Below are 15,100 nucleotides of genomic sequence, written 5' to 3' on the forward strand. Positions count from 1 at the left end.
ACATAATCTGTCGCCTTTAATATCTAAACTAATATTTAAGAACGAGTGCTATAGTTTGGCGCTTCTTTGCTGATAGTCACGTCGTGAACATGAGACTCGCCCATGCCTGCTGCAGTGATTTTCACAAACTCAGCTTTTTCATTTAGCTCTTTAATCGTTGCACAACCCGTTAGGCCCATGCATGAACGTAGACCGCCCATGTGCTGGTGAATGATCTCTTTTAGCTTACCTTTGTAAGCGACGCGACCTTCAATACCTTCAGGTACTAGCTTGTCAGCTGCGTTATCGCTTTGGAAGTAACGGTCAGACGAACCTTGAGTCTGGGTCATCGCACCTAGTGAGCCCATACCGCGGTATGACTTGTATGCACGACCGTTATAAAGCTCAGTTTCACCCGGCGCTTCATCAGTACCTGCAAACATAGAACCCGCCATGATGCACGATGCGCCAGCAGCTAATGCTTTAGCAAGATCACCAGAGAAACGAATACCGCCATCGGCAATAACTGGAATGTCTAAGTGCTTAACTGCAGCGGCTGCATCAGATACAGCTGTGATTTGCGGTACACCTACGCCAGTAACGATACGAGTAGTACAGATGGAACCAGGACCAATACCGACTTTAACTGCGTTAACGCCAGCTTCAACCAGTGCAATCGCACCTTCAGCTGTTGCAACGTTACCACCAACGATTTGTAAGTCTGGGTATTTAGCACGAGTATCACGAATGCGTTGTAACACACCTTCTGAATGACCGTGAGATGAGTCGATAAGCAAGATATCAACACCAGCTAGCACAAGTGCGTCAACACGCTCTTCGTTACCAGGACCTGCACCAACTGCAGCACCGACACGTAGACGACCTAACTCGTCTTTACATGCGTTTGGCTTACGCTCAGCTTTTTGGAAATCTTTAACTGTGATAAGACCCTTAAGCTTGAAGTTGTCATCAACAACTAACACCTTCTCAACGCGGTGAGAATGCATAAGCTTTTGAACTTCATCTAGCTTAGTACCTTCAAGTACAGTTACTAGGCGCTCTTTTGGAGTCATCACTTGATCAACAGTACGCGACCAATCGGTGATAAAGCGTACGTCACGGCCTGTGATAATACCCACTAACTCGTTAGCTTCGTTTACCACTGGGTAACCTGCGAAACCATTTCTTGCAGTTAAAACCTTAACATCGGCTAGTGTCGTTGCAGGGGTCACTGTCACAGGCTGCTGAACGATACCCGCTTCGTAAATTTTTACTTTACGAACTTCTTCAGCTTGTTGCTCAATCGTCATGTTTTTATGGATAAAACCAAGGCCACCTTCTTGCGCGATAGCAATAGCTAAACGAGCTTCAGTAACGGTATCCATAGCAGCAGATACGATCGGAGTATTCAACTCAATCTTATTCGTCAGGCGTGTCTTTAAAACAGCTGTATTTGGGAGGACGGTAGAGTGCGCTGGAACCAGCAACACATCATCAAAAGTTAACGCTTCTTTTTTCAATCTTAACATGCAACATCTCCCCAAGAGATTAGGAATTAGAGGTGAAATATTGCGGCGAGATTATACCTTGCATATCTGGGTTGGTAAATGGAAAATACACACTAATTCGCATTTGTGTGTAAAAAAATTATGAAAACCCCAAAAAACGATGTTTATACCGTCTCCCGCCTCAATGGTGAAGTTAGACAACTTTTAGAGGGTCAGCTTGGCCGAATTTGGCTAAATGCTGAAATTTCAAACTTTGCGGCACCCGGCTCGGGCCACTGGTATTTGACCCTCAAAGATAATTTCTCACAAATTCGCTGCGCCATGTTTAAGGGCCGCAATCAGGCGGTGACCTTTCGCCCCGCTAACGGCCAACAGGTTTTAGTTAAGGGTAATATCAGCGTTTATGAGCCTCGTGGTGATTACCAACTCATTATTGAATCTATGCTACCAGCGGGTGACGGCTTACTCGCCCAGCAATATGAAGCGCTCAAAATGAAGCTTGCCGCCGAAGGCTTGTTTGCCAGCGACACCAAGCGCTCACTACCTGCCAATATTCAAAAAATCGGTGTAGTCACCTCTCCGACTGGCGCTGCTATTCGCGATATTTTGCATGTTCTTGCTCGCCGCGACTCATCGATTGAAGTCATTATCTACCCTACTCCCGTACAAGGCAGTGACGCTGCAAAAAGTATTTGTGATGCCATCAATCTAGCTAACTCGCGAGCCGAAGTTGACGTATTACTGGTGACCCGCGGCGGTGGCTCATTAGAGGACTTATGGAGCTTTAACGACGAAGGCCTCGCCCACACCATTTATAACAGTGGCATTCCAGTGGTGTCTGCCGTTGGTCATGAAGTGGATATGACAATCAGCGATTATGTGGCAGACCTTCGTGCGCCAACCCCCTCTGCAGGCGCAGAGCTACTATCCAAAGATGCCGACAATAAAGCCCAAAAGCTATTAGCCCAGCTTTCACGTCTCAAACAGGCTTGGCAGCATTATGAGTTAAAGAAGCAAAGCCAAGTGCAAACCGTTGAGCATCGCCTGCAAAAGCAAGATCCACAGCGCCGCCTGCAGATGTATGAGCAAACCTTCGATGAAATGCAACTGCGCTTAAACCAAGCCATGCAATCTAAGTTACATGCACACACTTTAAAACAGCAAAACTTAAGTAACCGCTTGGCTAATCAATCACCACAGCATCGCCTGACTCTAGAAGCACAGCGTTTGAGCTACTTAAGCGCCAAGCTCAATGATGCTATGGATGATAAGTTAAGGATGAGTGAGCAGCGCCTTGCCCACCGTGCGCAGCAATTAGACACGGTAAGCCCGTTAGCCACATTAAGCCGTGGTTACAGCATTACCCTAACTGGTGATGGCAAAGTGGTGCAGGCACCATCGGATACTTGTGTGGGCGATACGCTGACCACTCGCCTGCGAGATGGCAGTGTCACCTCAACAGTGGTTGAAGTAGGATAAATAGTCGTGGCGCTTCGCCCACATCCATGTAGGCATCACGGACTCTGGTTTATAGGGAGTCTTCAATGCACTTCTGCAACTTCGATGGTGAGTTGGTGTTTTCTGTATGCTTCATAACTTAGTTTTACCCCAAAGTTAGTTAACCCTCGAATGAAGGCTGATTAAGTTCCTATTTGTGCTTATTGCTACATGGAAGTGAGTTCTGTGTTACTGCTTAATCCTTAGTCATCGCCTCCAGCGGGGTATGTGCAGATACTGCTGCGAGACGCTGCAAGTACAATCCCTGTAAGCTCTGCGATGACATCCTTGTCATCGAAGCCCGCAGCTGTATCCACACTGGATAATTGGAGTTTCATTTGGGCTATAGCAGTGAGAGATCTAACTTGAAAATACCCCACAACGTGTTTACCTGTGGATAAAGGTGAACCTAATCGCCTACAGAGGACGTATGTGTAGACACTGCAGTATCACGCAGCAAATCCATCTCTGGAAGCTCGGCCATGACGAATAGCATCCCAGCTAAAAGGCCAGTTCGGCATCCTCCCTCTCGTTCGAAAGCTTGATAACTTCGTTATCTCTCACCATGTCATGGACGGTCACGGCCGTATCTACACGATGTAGTTAGTGCTTTCATTTACAACATCGTGATCAGATGTCTAAATTTGGTATAGCGCAAAGTCTTTGTCATAGATAAAAGTAGATAGTCATTATGCAGGTAAAAGTTAATTACTTCTGCTTAAAATAAGTGCGTCATTTACTCAAGAGATTGCGCTAGACGACTGCAAGATTTAGGGTAACCTAGCAACAATGGTAATAACGTAGCTAAAAAAGAATAGACAAACATGGATGAAGTACTGACAAGAATTGCTGCTATACACCAGCAGCACGCACTAAAATGCTACCTCGCAATAAAATCATTGAAACGTCAGTATGATTGGCCTGCTAACGACTGGTTAAAAGTAGAAAGGTTAATAGAGCTAGAAGAGCCCACTTTTAATGTAGCCATGCTCCAATCCGGCTCCATGCCTTTCAAACCTATAGAGCGAAGAAGGCATTGGATTTTAGCCCATGCTATCTATCCCTACGCCTATTTCACCATGCAAGACTGGTTTAACCAAAGTGATGCTAGTGAAATTTTTGCCTATTACTTCGAACAATGCGCAGAGAAAAATGAGTATCTCAGCCATAATGTTTCAGTACTGATTGCTTTTAAGCAGGCTTGGTCATTAATAAAAACAGAAAAGCAAAAGCTGCGATTTATTGAGCGTTTCTGTGAGTTCGTTACAGCCACATTTTATGGCAATAACCACCAATCCTATCCAGTAACAGTTGATTACGCTAAACCGGAGAATATTGACGTAAAAATAGTATTTTCAAGCGCCTTAAAACACCCAGGTTTCTGGGGGCATAACCTCATAGCTTTAGCCTCGATTATGCGTTCTAAAGGGGAAATGCCTGAAACGATGTTCATACAACTGTTAACTAATCTACATGAACAGTGCTATTGGAAGTTTGAAGATGATACAGATAAACCTAAAATTTGCTGTTCTGGTGCTAATGACGTATCAAAACAAACTTTAGAGTCCGCCTGCATTGAACTTCTAATTAACTCGCAGAGAAATCTACATCAAATAACACTGGCGGAGTCCACTTGTTATCTGTTCAATTTGCGGTGGGTTTCCCCTAAACAGAAGTCACGACTGATAGACGTGATTAGTCACTTTTCGAAAAGTAAGACTATTTAGAGAGAAAAAATATACTTCACTCCGCAGAAAACACGAAAGATAGGACAGCCATACGTTTTCTGCTCGTCCTTATCACCCTTGTTCAACAGCCAGTTCGCCATATATGGACGCTCGCGGCCGTATCTACACTTGATGATTGATGTCTTCGATTTGAGCTGTCACTGCTAAAAATCAAACTTGAAATGATGTAACGAGTTAGTGATTTTGATGATAGAAAAACAATCTCTGCCACTCCCACACTAACCTATTGAAAATAAAAACTTACTCCAAAATCAGGCTTGTATATCGAGACGCTAGCTCTCGCGTTCAAAAACCACCAATTTGTTAACACCACTTGAATATCATTTAAACGTCCCCAATCTAATTTGTATAAAGAGATTAAATTGGAGAGTAAATGGATTTACTTAGCTTAACAAATATCAAAGGGGAACTGAGCCAATATTTTATGATTATCATTTGCTTGCTTCTTTTATTTAGAGTCTTGTATGGAATGGTGTTCTGGGGAAAGAAAATGTCTAAAGGAGCATTTCTTTTTTTGGCTATTTTCCCCTTAATTTCAATTTTCCCTATTCCACCCCCTACATTTAAAAATGTTGAAAAAGCAAAACAAGAGCAAAGAAAAAGAAAAGAGGATAGCGGTGATCCTCCTGATGAAAATTCAGATGAAATGAAACTATAAAAAGAGACCATTCCAGCCTTACAACTCAAAAGTATTAAGATACTAGACGGCTAAAGATTTTGACTAATTGCTACCTAAGGAGAACAGATGAAAAAGGGACTTAACAGAGTTTTTGAAGTTGATTCAGTCATAAAGACTCTAGTTCTTTGTATACTGACTATTGGCTCATATTTGATCTATAAGCTATATCGCTTTTCAAGCCAAATAAACAAAAATACAGAACTCAAAATATCAAATTTTTTCATAGCTATAGCAATTACCCTATTTACTATCTCATTAGGCAGCTTAATTTATGCTATTGCCCATTTTCAAGATCTTGACATTTTAAGAACTTCAATTGGCATTCATGTTATCTCATCTGTTTTCGATATAACTTGGATAATTATGGTACGCCACCGTATTAATTTAATTTCAGGCTCAAACAAAGGTGACGAACTTTGGTTAAATCCAGTTATTACATCAATATTGCATGTGATCTATATGCAACATAAAATAAACCAAGCCCTACTTAAGGCGCATATAACAACTGAGGTTAATCCGAGCTCTCCCCCTTAATTTTGAACTAGCAGTTAAGAAAAATAGGACAGCCATATAGTCTTTGTAGCCTTACCTCTAAAGTCTTTAGCTATCAAGCGCGACAACTTACCTCGCCATATAGCCGCACCTTTAGACTTAATAAATTACTCACCCTCCACGCAAGCCGTAAAACACCAAATCCCAGATAACACAAAAGGAACCCTGAGGTTCCTTTTAAAAGTCATTTCGACTATGCGAGACGAGAAAACTCTCTTCACTTATAGAAAAATGCTAATCCTTATTCTTATCGCGAATATGGGCTGTCATACGTTTACGGCGACGCTCTTGGCTCACCGTTAGCTTCTTAGAGTTCATCCCCTCAAACGGGTTGCCACCCTCTTGGAAACGTAACTGGATTGGCGTACCAATCACTTTCAATGAACGACGGAAGTAGTTCATCATATAACGCTTGTAAGAGTCTGGAAGCTTCTTAACTTGGTTACCGTGTACAACCACGATTGGTGGGTTGTAACCACCGGCGTGAGCGTATTTAAGCTTAACGCGGCGACCGTTAACCAATGGTGGTTGGTGATCGTCTTGTGACATCTGCATGATACGCGTCAGCATAGAGGTACTTACGCGGCGCGTCGCACTGTCATACGCTTCTTCGATTGACTCGAACAAGTGACCCACACCTGTACCATGAAGTGCAGAGATAAAGTGAATACGCGCGAAATCAATAAAGCCTAAACGACGGTCAAGCTCTGTCTTCACACGGTCTTTAACGTTTTGGTCGATACCATCCCACTTGTTTACGGCGATAACCAATGCACGGCCAGCGTTAAGCACGAAACCTAATAGACCAAGGTCTTGCTCGGCAATACCTTCACGGGCATCGATAACAAGCAATACTACGTTACTGTCTTCAACCGCTTTAAGGGTCTTAATAACTGAGAATTTCTCAACAGTTTCATGAACCTTAGCGCGGCGACGTACACCAGCGGTGTCAATCAATACGTATTCACGGCCCTGACGTTCCATAGGAATGTAGATACTGTCACGAGTGGTACCAGGCTCGTCATATACGACAACGCGCTCTTCACCCAAAATACGGTTAGTTAGCGTCGACTTACCCACGTTAGGCTTACCGATGATAGCAAGCTTGATTGGCAAGTCTTGCAGACGCTTCTGCTCAGCTTCCGCTTCTTCTTCGGTGTATTCGCGATCTTCTTCGTCTTCTTCGCCGTCTTCATCTTTAGTGATCCCCATCGCTTCTGCGTATGGCGCTAAAGAGTACTCGATCATGTTGGTTACACCACGGCCCTGAGCCGCAGCCATCTGGTAAACCTCACCTAGACCCAATGACCAAAATTCTGCACAGGCAGAGTCGGCATCGATACCATCGACCTTGTTAGCAACGACGAAAGTGGTTTTTTCACGACTGCGTAAGTGTTGAGCAATCGCAAGATCGGCAGCAGTTAAGCCAGCGCGAGCGTCGGTCAAAAATAGCACGACATCAGCTTCTTCAATCGCAGCAAGAGATTGCTCGGCCATGCGAGTTTCAATCCCTTCTTCAGTGCCGTCAATACCGCCGGTATCGACTACGATGAACTCATAACCTGCAAGATGTGCTCGGCCGTATTTACGATCCCGAGTTAGCCCAGGAAAGTCAGCGACAAGCGCATCTCTGGTACGGGTAAGTCGGTTAAAAAGGGTCGACTTACCAACGTTTGGTCGCCCAACTAGGGCCACAACAGGAATCATTTAATTGCCTCTATTACTCATTTCTAATAACTAAAAAGCCCCCGGCATGCACATCCAGGGGCCTTATCATATCTAACGATTTGGCTTACGGAAGTGTGACTCGAACCACTTTTCCACCACGAGTCTGCACATATAAGTTGTCATTAACAACTAATGGCTGACTGTATAAACCTGAGCTATCGACTTCTACACGTCCAACGATTTGACCATCAGACTTGTTTAAGAAGTGTAGATACCCCTCAAAATCACCCACAACCACGTAATCTTTAAACGACACGGGTGCGGTTAAATTACGGTTAGCTAGCTCGGCATTATTCCATAACTCTAGACCATTTCGTCTATCAACAGAATAAATACGACTGTGATCGTCAACCACAAATAGGCTTACGCCAGAATAAGCTAACTCATTAAAGCTCGAATAACTGCGTGACCAAACGATACGACCTGTGCGCATCTCCATAGACACTAGATTACCGTTGTAACTGACGGCATATAGGTTTTCACCTACAAGCAATGGCTTCATATCCACATCGGCCATACGCGAGAACTCATTGCCTCCCGTTGGGGTGTAGATAGCCTGCTCCCATGCTGCCTGACCATTGTTTTTGATCACAACAGCAATTTTACCATCGGCGGTGCCAACAAAGAAACCACCTGCTTCATAAGAAGCGGCGCCTGTTCCACGCAGGGTCAAGGTTGGTAGTTGGTTTTCATATACCCATTGCTGAGTTCCATCTTCCACGTCAAACGCTTCTAACGTACCCGCACCGGTATTAACCACTACCACATCTTCGCCTACAGTGGGAGCTGATAACAGCTCACCACCGGCAACGACATGCCAAACCGCTTCTCCCGTTGCTTCGTCAAAAGCCGCTAGAAGACCGCTTTCGCCGCCCACAAATACCTTGTTACGTGACGCTGTTACACCACCCGCTAGACGTGCACCTTTGTTTTTAGCTAACGCATTATCTCTAAATGCAGAGCTAAAATCATTTTGCCAAATACGCTCACCTGTCACTTCGTCGAATGCTTCAACTTTACCGTAACGGTCTGCAACAAACAGTTTGCCGTAATTAGCTGCTGGGCGTAAGCGAGAGTAGTAATCACCGACGCCGTCGCCGACGTTTGCGCTCCAGTTTACCTCAGGAAACACGCTGGCTTCTATCTCGGTAAGTGGTGTAATCGGATCTTCCTCTACATCACTCGAAGAACAAGCAGACAAGATGCCTATGCTCATGCCACATGCTAGTAGTGTTTTGCACCAAGACTTCATGGGCAGATTCCTTATGCCTTGTTCAGATTATCAAGCTTCATTTGTAATGTTGGACTAGTCATAGTGCCACCATTGTCTACCGCAGTTTGATAGGCAACCTTTGCCTTCTCTGTTTCACCTTGGCGTACTAAGAAATCACCCTTTAGCTCATCTCTTTGAGCCGCAGAAGTAGGATCTGTAATTTGTTCAAGGGTAGTGATCGCGGTCGCATATTGACCTTGCTCAGCCTGTACACGTGCTAGACGCATAGTGGCAATCAGCACAATACTGTTATCAACATTGGTCGCGATAACATTTTTAAGGGTCACTTCCGCTTTAGCAAGATCACCGCTTTCTACCGCAGATTTAGCCACTAACAGCTCAAGTAGAGACTGATAACCTTTTTGGCCATGTTCTTTGGCAAAATTTTCAGCCGCAGTTAACATCGCCGTATCGGCAGTGTTTTGGCTGCTCAGTGCCTGAAATGACTCTGATGCTGCTTCAGCTTGCGCCACTTGGTAGTCAGAATAATAATTCCAACCAAATAATCCACCTAAACCGACAACGGCGCCAACTACAACTGAGGTGCCGTAATCTTTCCAGAACTGTTTGATAGCATCTACTTGTTGCTCTTCTGTGCTATAAATTTCCACTTACTCTTCCCCTTTTAAATCAGCTCTGCAATATATGTCGCCAATGCATCACGGGCAACCAATTCTTGTGCTTTATCTTCGCGAAGGTGTTTCACTGCAACTTGATTATTGGCAAGTTCATCTTCACCAATAACCAGTGCAACGCAGGCACCGCTCTTGTCGGCTCGCTTCATCTGCTTCTTAAAGTTACCGCCACCACAATGGCTCATCACTTTAGCTGTAGGTAAGCTCGCTCTTAGTTCTTGCGCAATCTTAATCGCTTCTACACGGCAGTTATCACCCATTGCCGTCACGTATACGTCAACAGCAGGACCAATATCTTTATCTAGTTCAAGCGTTTGCAGTAGTAATACGATGCGCTCAAGGCCCATAGCAAAACCGACTGCAGGTGTTGGCTTACCACCAAGTTGACCAACAAGGCCATCGTAACGGCCACCGGCCAATACTGTGCCTTGTGAACCTAGGCTTGATGTCACCCACTCAAAAACCGTGCGATTATAATAATCTAAACCGCGCACTAGGCGAGGATTGATTGTGTATTGGATGCCGACAGCCTCTAAGAGTTCACATAAATGTGAAAAATGTGAACGAGTGTCTTCACCGAAGTAGTCCATTAATACTGGCGCATCGGCTAGAAGTGCCTGTACATCAGCATTCTTAGAGTCCAAAACGCGCAGTGGATTACTGTACATACGGCGCTGGCTATCTTCGTCTAATACCTCTTTGTGTTGCTCTAAGAAAGCAATCAAGGCATCACGGTATGCAGCGCGCTCTTCAGTATCACCTAAAGTATTTAGCTCTAGGGTGACATGTTCTGTAATACCCAATTTTTCCCAAAGCTTGGCTGATAGCATCAAGACTTCGGCGTCGATATCGGCAGTAGGAATACCATAAACTTCAACACCAAACTGATGGAATTGACGGTAACGACCTTTCTGTGGGCGTTCGTGGCGGAACATAGGTCCCATATACCAAAGACGTTGTTCTTGGTTGTATAGCAAACCGTGCTCGTTACCCGCACGTACCGTTGAGGCTGTGCCTTCTGGACGTAGAGTTAAGCTGTCACCGTTTCTATCTTCAAAGGTATACATCTCTTTTTCAACGATATCAGTAACTTCACCGATAGAGCGCTTAAAGAGATCTGTACTTTCAACGATAGGTGTACGAATTTCACTGTAACCATATGACCCAACAGTGTCACGTAATACGGTTTCAAGTTTTTGCCATAAAGGACTTTGGGTCGGCAGAATGTCGTTCATTCCGCGAATCGCTTGGATCTGTTTTGCCACTATTCGACTCGTCAAATTTGCTATATAAAAATTAAAAAACGCCTCGCATTATAGGCGTTTCGAGACTAAACGTACAACAGGTGCATTCACCCATAAAAAAACACAAGCCCACATTGCAGGCTTGTGATGCAATTGTCGTTACTTATTTAAATCTTGAGCCGGAATACGACCCGCAACGATGGCCGCTTTAGCACGGATCTTTGCTTCTAACGAATCGACAATATTGGTATTGTCAAAGCGCTCTTTTTGACGCACACCATCGTCGTAATAACCACTCATGCGGTTACCACCAGTCAGACCAATATCAGAAACTAATGCTTCACCAGGACCATTAACCACACAACCGATAATAGAGACATCCATAGGGGTCACGATATCTTCGAGGCGCTGTTCTAGCTCGTTTACCGTTGAGATCACATCAAACTCTTGGCGTGAACACGATGGGCAAGCGATAAAGTTTATCCCACGCGAGCGAATACGCAGTGACTTAAGGATATCGAAACCAACCTTGATCTCTTCGACAGGATCGGCCGCCAATGAAATACGCAGTGTGTCGCCGATACCGTCAGCAAGTAACATACCTAGACCTACCGCTGATTTCACTGAGCCAGCACGAGCCCCGCCCGCCTCAGTAATACCAAGGTGCAGTGGCTGTACTATCTGTTTAGCCAGCAAACGGTATGACTCAACCGCTAAGAATACGTCTGATGCTTTAACACTGACCTTAAACTGATCGAAGTTCAAACGGTCAAGGATGTCCACATGACGCATCGCAGATTCTAGCAAGGCTTCCGGTGTCGGCTCCTTGTATTTATCCATTAGATCTTTCTCTAATGAACCGCCGTTTACACCGATACGAATTGGAATATTCTTGTCGCGCGCACATTCAACTACGCTACGAATACGCTCTTCGTTACCGATATTACCTGGATTGATACGCAAGCAATCCACACCATATTCAGCCACTTTAAGGGCGATACGGTAGTCAAAATGGATATCGGCGACCAAAGGTACTGATGTTTGCTGTTTGATCAACTTAAAGGCTTCGGCTGCATCCATGGTTGGAACTGAAACGCGAACAATGTCAGCACCAACATTTTCTAACGCCTTAATTTGCGCAACCGTCGCTTCAACATCTGTTGTGCGGGTATTGGTCATCGACTGCACCGCGATTGGGGCACCATCACCAATAGGAACATTACCTACATAAATGCGGCTTGATTTGCGTCTGATAATAGGAGATTCGTTATACATCGTCTTTGTGCTCTATGATCTGTTATTGTCCTGCGTGTGGCAACGTCATTCTCGCCACCTTACCGCTAGGATACTGCTCCAAACTAATCGCTTTACCATTTAGTTGGATATTGACTACTTGAGGGGCACCTAATGTCACCGAAAATGGCTCGGCACCAACTAAGTTAATCTCGCTACCGGCTTTCTTAAGGTCGCTGACTAAGGTCTTGCCTGTCGCATCGGCGATTTTAATCCAGCAGTCTCCGGTTAGGCTTAGCTTAAGCGTTGAGCCTGCTGTGGCATCAGCCGTTACTGGCTCAGCTTGAACTGTTTCTGACGGAGCGATGTTTGATTGAGGCGTTGAGCTCGCAGCTGTAGGCTCACTTGCTACTTGGCTGTTTTCATTCCCAAGTGGCATTGTCTCATCAGTTGGTTCAGGGATCTGTTCAATACCAGAAGCTTGATTATCTACCACCAATGGCTCAGCTGGGCTTGCATCAGGTAGCTGTACCGACGCTGCGACCTCTTCAACCGTCGGTTGTGAGTAATCTACCGCGGTCTCAAGCGAAGACTTTTGGAACCACCACCAAACCAGTAATGCTAACAGCACAAATACGATAAGGTAGGTCAACGCCATCAAGCGACCATCTCGAGCCTGACGTGCCGTCTTGCGAGAAAAACTCTGCATCGATGGTTTTTCGTCATTCGCAAGCTGCTTATTTAAGCACTCTTGTACAGTAAATGGATCGGCCTGCACTGCACGAGCGTAGTTTTTCACATAGCCTCGCACATAAGTAGCTGCGCCAACTTCCTCTAAATTATCGGCCTCAATCTCTTGCACGATAGCGGGGCGTAAATGTAATTGTGCTGCAATCGCCTCTATCGACAACCCCTTATTTTCTCGGGCTGTTTTTAGCAAAACGCCCAGTGTGAGAGTCGGCTCATCCACTAGGCTTTCATTGTCTACATTGGGCTCTTGATTCTGTTCATTTTTCATTAATGCATACTAGCCCGATATTCTTTGGCTTGAACAGACTGCGGAAACTTTGCCAGTAGTAAAATACCGAACCGTTTAACCGCTTCTTGGTCATTCAAACCTTGTTCAATTTTAATCCCGAGTGCCAAACTGTCTGCTGATTCTGCAGCCACTCGATGATAACGAGAAAGCTGCTGTCTAGCCTCGGCATATTTGCCCTCTTCATAATCGATCTCTGTTAGCTCGATTAATGAGGTACGTCTTCTAGGATCGTACTTGAGTGCCATCGCAAAATAAGACTGCGCTTTACTCATTTGCCCGGCTTTACGGCTACAAATACCCAAATTTTCGTAGGTTGAAGCCGAACGGGTATACAAAGGCTTATCAACAGCTTCTAAAAACATCTTCTCAGACTCAGCATATTGACCTTGCTGACACAAAAATGCACCGAAGTTATTATATGAATCACCCGTTGCATTACTGGCGTTGATTGCTTCTCTGTAAGCTTGCTCTGTTTTTTCTAATTCACCTACCGACTGGTAGTAATAAGCAAAGGCAATGTGTACTTCTTCCAAATTGGGTGCAAAAGCCAATGCTCGGTCGAGATTGGCTTTGGCTTGTTCACTATTGCCTTTCTGTAGATAGGTCAGGCCAAGTTGTACTCGCTGACGGGCAGCGGCAACTTTATCCACTTTTCTTTCAGAGACAGGCGTATCGGTACCCGCATAGGTATCTTGGGTAACACACCCTGTAGTCATCACTGACGACAAGATTAATACCAGTGGCAATACCATCTTACTCTGATTCATTTTTAAGCCCATCTAACAGTCATCTAGCAGTAGATACAAAGAGTTAGTTTATTGTGACTGAAATTTGATTTTGTTGCATTTGTTTTTTTGCTAAACGTTTGGTTCTATCGCGAATGTCACCCGCTAACTGACCACATGCGGCATCGATATCATCACCACGAGTCTTACGAACGATAACCGTTAAACCATACTCCATCAAGACTTTCGAGAATCTATCAATACGAGAGTTCGATGAACGTCCATACGGAGAACCCGGGTATGGGTTAAACGGAATAAGGTTAACCTTACACGGCGTGTCTTTCATCAGCTTAGCTAACTCATGAGCCTGATCTGTACTGTCATTAATATGATCTAGCATGACGTACTCAAGGGTGACGCGACCACGATTAGCATTCGATTTGGCAATATAACGACGAATACCCGCCAAAAACTCTTCTAATGGATACTTTTTGTTGATTGGCACTAATACGTCACGCAGCTCATCATTAGGTGCATGAATACTCACAGCCAGTGCTACGTCTAGCGCATCGCCCAACTTATCTAAAGCAGGGACAACTCCTGAGGTTGATACGGTTACACGGCGCTTAGATAGGCTGAAACCAAAATCATCCAACATGATATCCATCGCAGGAATCACATTCTTTAAGTTAAGCAGTGGCTCGCCCATGCCCATCATCACAACGTTTGTGATTGGACGCTCACCAGTATCTTTCACGAAACCGATAAAGTCGGCAACACGCCAAATTTGGCCGACGATCTCGGCAACCGTTAGGTTACGGTTAAAGCCTTGCTGCGCTGTTGAGCAGAAAGTACATTCAAGGGCGCAACCCACTTGTGACGAGACACATAAGGTCGCGCGATCGTCTTCAGGGATGTAAACCGTTTCAACTTCTTGGCCATCGCCCACGTTGATAGCGAACTTAATCGTGCCATCAGCAGACTTTTGAAAACTTGAAATTTCAGGGGCGACGATTTCGCACTTGGCGGCTAACTTAGCGCGCAATGCTTTGTTAATGTTCGTCATTTCTTCGAAGTCACTAACGCCAAAATGATAAATCCATTTCATCAATTGATCAGCACGGAATGGCTTTTCACCCATCTCGGTAAATAGCGCTCTTAATGCTTTACGATCAAGATCCAATAAATTGATCTTCTTTTCACTCATTTAGTCTAACCTCAAAAAACCTAAAACCTGCTTGCGGGCGGCGAATTATACAG

At 44.8% G+C, this 15,100-nt stretch carries 14 protein-coding genes; 4 read left to right on the forward strand and 10 right to left on the reverse strand.

Translation table 11 applies throughout. From position 1 onward, the window contains the following. Positions 1-35: 35 nt before the first annotated feature. Entirely contained in the window at positions 36-1,508 is a 1,473-nt protein-coding gene (guaB, locus tag Q1A86_RS13270) for an IMP dehydrogenase (RefSeq protein WP_299807300.1), read from the reverse strand. A gap of 120 nt (positions 1,509-1,628) precedes the next feature. Here guaB and xseA point away from each other — a divergent pair, with 120 nt between their 5' ends. Continuing rightward, on the forward strand, positions 1,629-2,966 hold the full coding sequence (gene xseA / locus Q1A86_RS13275) for an exodeoxyribonuclease VII large subunit (protein WP_299807302.1): 1,338 nt from the start codon (positions 1,629-1,631) through the stop codon (positions 2,964-2,966). A 221-nt stretch (positions 2,967-3,187) separates the two neighbouring features. On the opposite strand, the gene Q1A86_RS13280 is transcribed toward xseA, so the two are convergent. Next, entirely contained in the window at positions 3,188-3,322 is a 135-nt protein-coding gene (locus Q1A86_RS13280) for a hypothetical protein (RefSeq protein ID WP_299807304.1), read from the reverse strand. 486 nt (positions 3,323-3,808) lie between these two features. On the opposite strand from Q1A86_RS13280, the gene Q1A86_RS13285 reads away from it, so the two are divergent. The 3 genes from Q1A86_RS13285 to Q1A86_RS13295 all read left to right on the forward strand — a co-directional run bounded on the left by Q1A86_RS13285 (position 3,809) and on the right by Q1A86_RS13295 (position 5,945). Further along, positions 3,809-4,711: a hypothetical protein gene (locus Q1A86_RS13285; protein WP_299807306.1), complete on the forward strand. Its 903-nt coding sequence runs from the start codon at positions 3,809-3,811 to the stop codon at positions 4,709-4,711. Positions 4,712-5,105: 394 nt separating this feature from the next. Then, complete coding sequence (locus tag Q1A86_RS13290) at positions 5,106-5,390, forward strand: hypothetical protein (RefSeq protein ID WP_299807308.1); 285 nt, start codon at positions 5,106-5,108, stop codon at positions 5,388-5,390. A gap of 87 nt (positions 5,391-5,477) precedes the next feature. Beyond that, entirely contained in the window at positions 5,478-5,945 is a 468-nt protein-coding gene (locus tag Q1A86_RS13295; protein WP_299807309.1) for a hypothetical protein, read from the forward strand. Between the two features lie 252 nt (positions 5,946-6,197). On the opposite strand, the gene der is transcribed toward Q1A86_RS13295, so the two are convergent. The 8 genes from der to Q1A86_RS13335 form a co-directional block, all read right to left on the reverse strand. After that, positions 6,198-7,670, reverse strand: a complete 1,473-nt coding sequence (der, locus tag Q1A86_RS13300; RefSeq protein WP_299807311.1) for a ribosome biogenesis GTPase Der — start codon at positions 7,668-7,670, stop codon at positions 6,198-6,200. Between the two features lie 85 nt (positions 7,671-7,755). Continuing rightward, positions 7,756-8,943, reverse strand: coding sequence for an outer membrane protein assembly factor BamB (gene bamB / locus Q1A86_RS13305; protein ID WP_299807313.1), 1,188 nt, complete (start codon positions 8,941-8,943; stop codon positions 7,756-7,758). Positions 8,944-8,954: 11 nt separating this feature from the next. Further along, positions 8,955-9,575: a tetratricopeptide repeat protein gene (locus tag Q1A86_RS13310; RefSeq protein WP_299807315.1), complete on the reverse strand. Its 621-nt coding sequence runs from the start codon at positions 9,573-9,575 to the stop codon at positions 8,955-8,957. Positions 9,576-9,589: 14 nt separating this feature from the next. Then, positions 9,590-10,864 (reverse strand): histidine--tRNA ligase, encoded by a 1,275-nt coding sequence (hisS, locus tag Q1A86_RS13315; protein WP_299807317.1) that lies wholly within the window; start codon positions 10,862-10,864, stop codon positions 9,590-9,592. Positions 10,865-11,002: 138 nt separating this feature from the next. After that, the gene (gene ispG, locus Q1A86_RS13320; RefSeq protein WP_299807319.1) at positions 11,003-12,118 is read right to left on the reverse strand and encodes a flavodoxin-dependent (E)-4-hydroxy-3-methylbut-2-enyl-diphosphate synthase; all 1,116 of its coding nucleotides are present in this window, start codon (positions 12,116-12,118) and stop codon (positions 11,003-11,005) included. Positions 12,119-12,140: 22 nt separating this feature from the next. Then, positions 12,141-13,094, reverse strand: a complete 954-nt coding sequence (locus Q1A86_RS13325; RefSeq protein WP_299807321.1) for a RodZ domain-containing protein — start codon at positions 13,092-13,094, stop codon at positions 12,141-12,143. After that, positions 13,094-13,882, reverse strand: coding sequence for a type IV pilus biogenesis/stability protein PilW (gene pilW / locus Q1A86_RS13330; RefSeq protein ID WP_299807323.1), 789 nt, complete (start codon positions 13,880-13,882; stop codon positions 13,094-13,096). Before pilW ends, Q1A86_RS13325 begins: the two co-directional genes overlap by 1 nt. 43 nt (positions 13,883-13,925) lie before the next feature. Beyond that, on the reverse strand, positions 13,926-15,047 hold the full coding sequence (locus Q1A86_RS13335; protein WP_299807325.1) for a bifunctional tRNA (adenosine(37)-C2)-methyltransferase TrmG/ribosomal RNA large subunit methyltransferase RlmN: 1,122 nt from the start codon (positions 15,045-15,047) through the stop codon (positions 13,926-13,928). Between the last annotated feature and the right edge of the window lie 53 nt (positions 15,048-15,100).

Origin of the sequence: uncultured Shewanella sp. (assembly GCF_947497935.1) — a bacterium.
Taxonomy (GTDB): domain Bacteria; phylum Pseudomonadota; class Gammaproteobacteria; order Enterobacterales; family Shewanellaceae; genus Shewanella.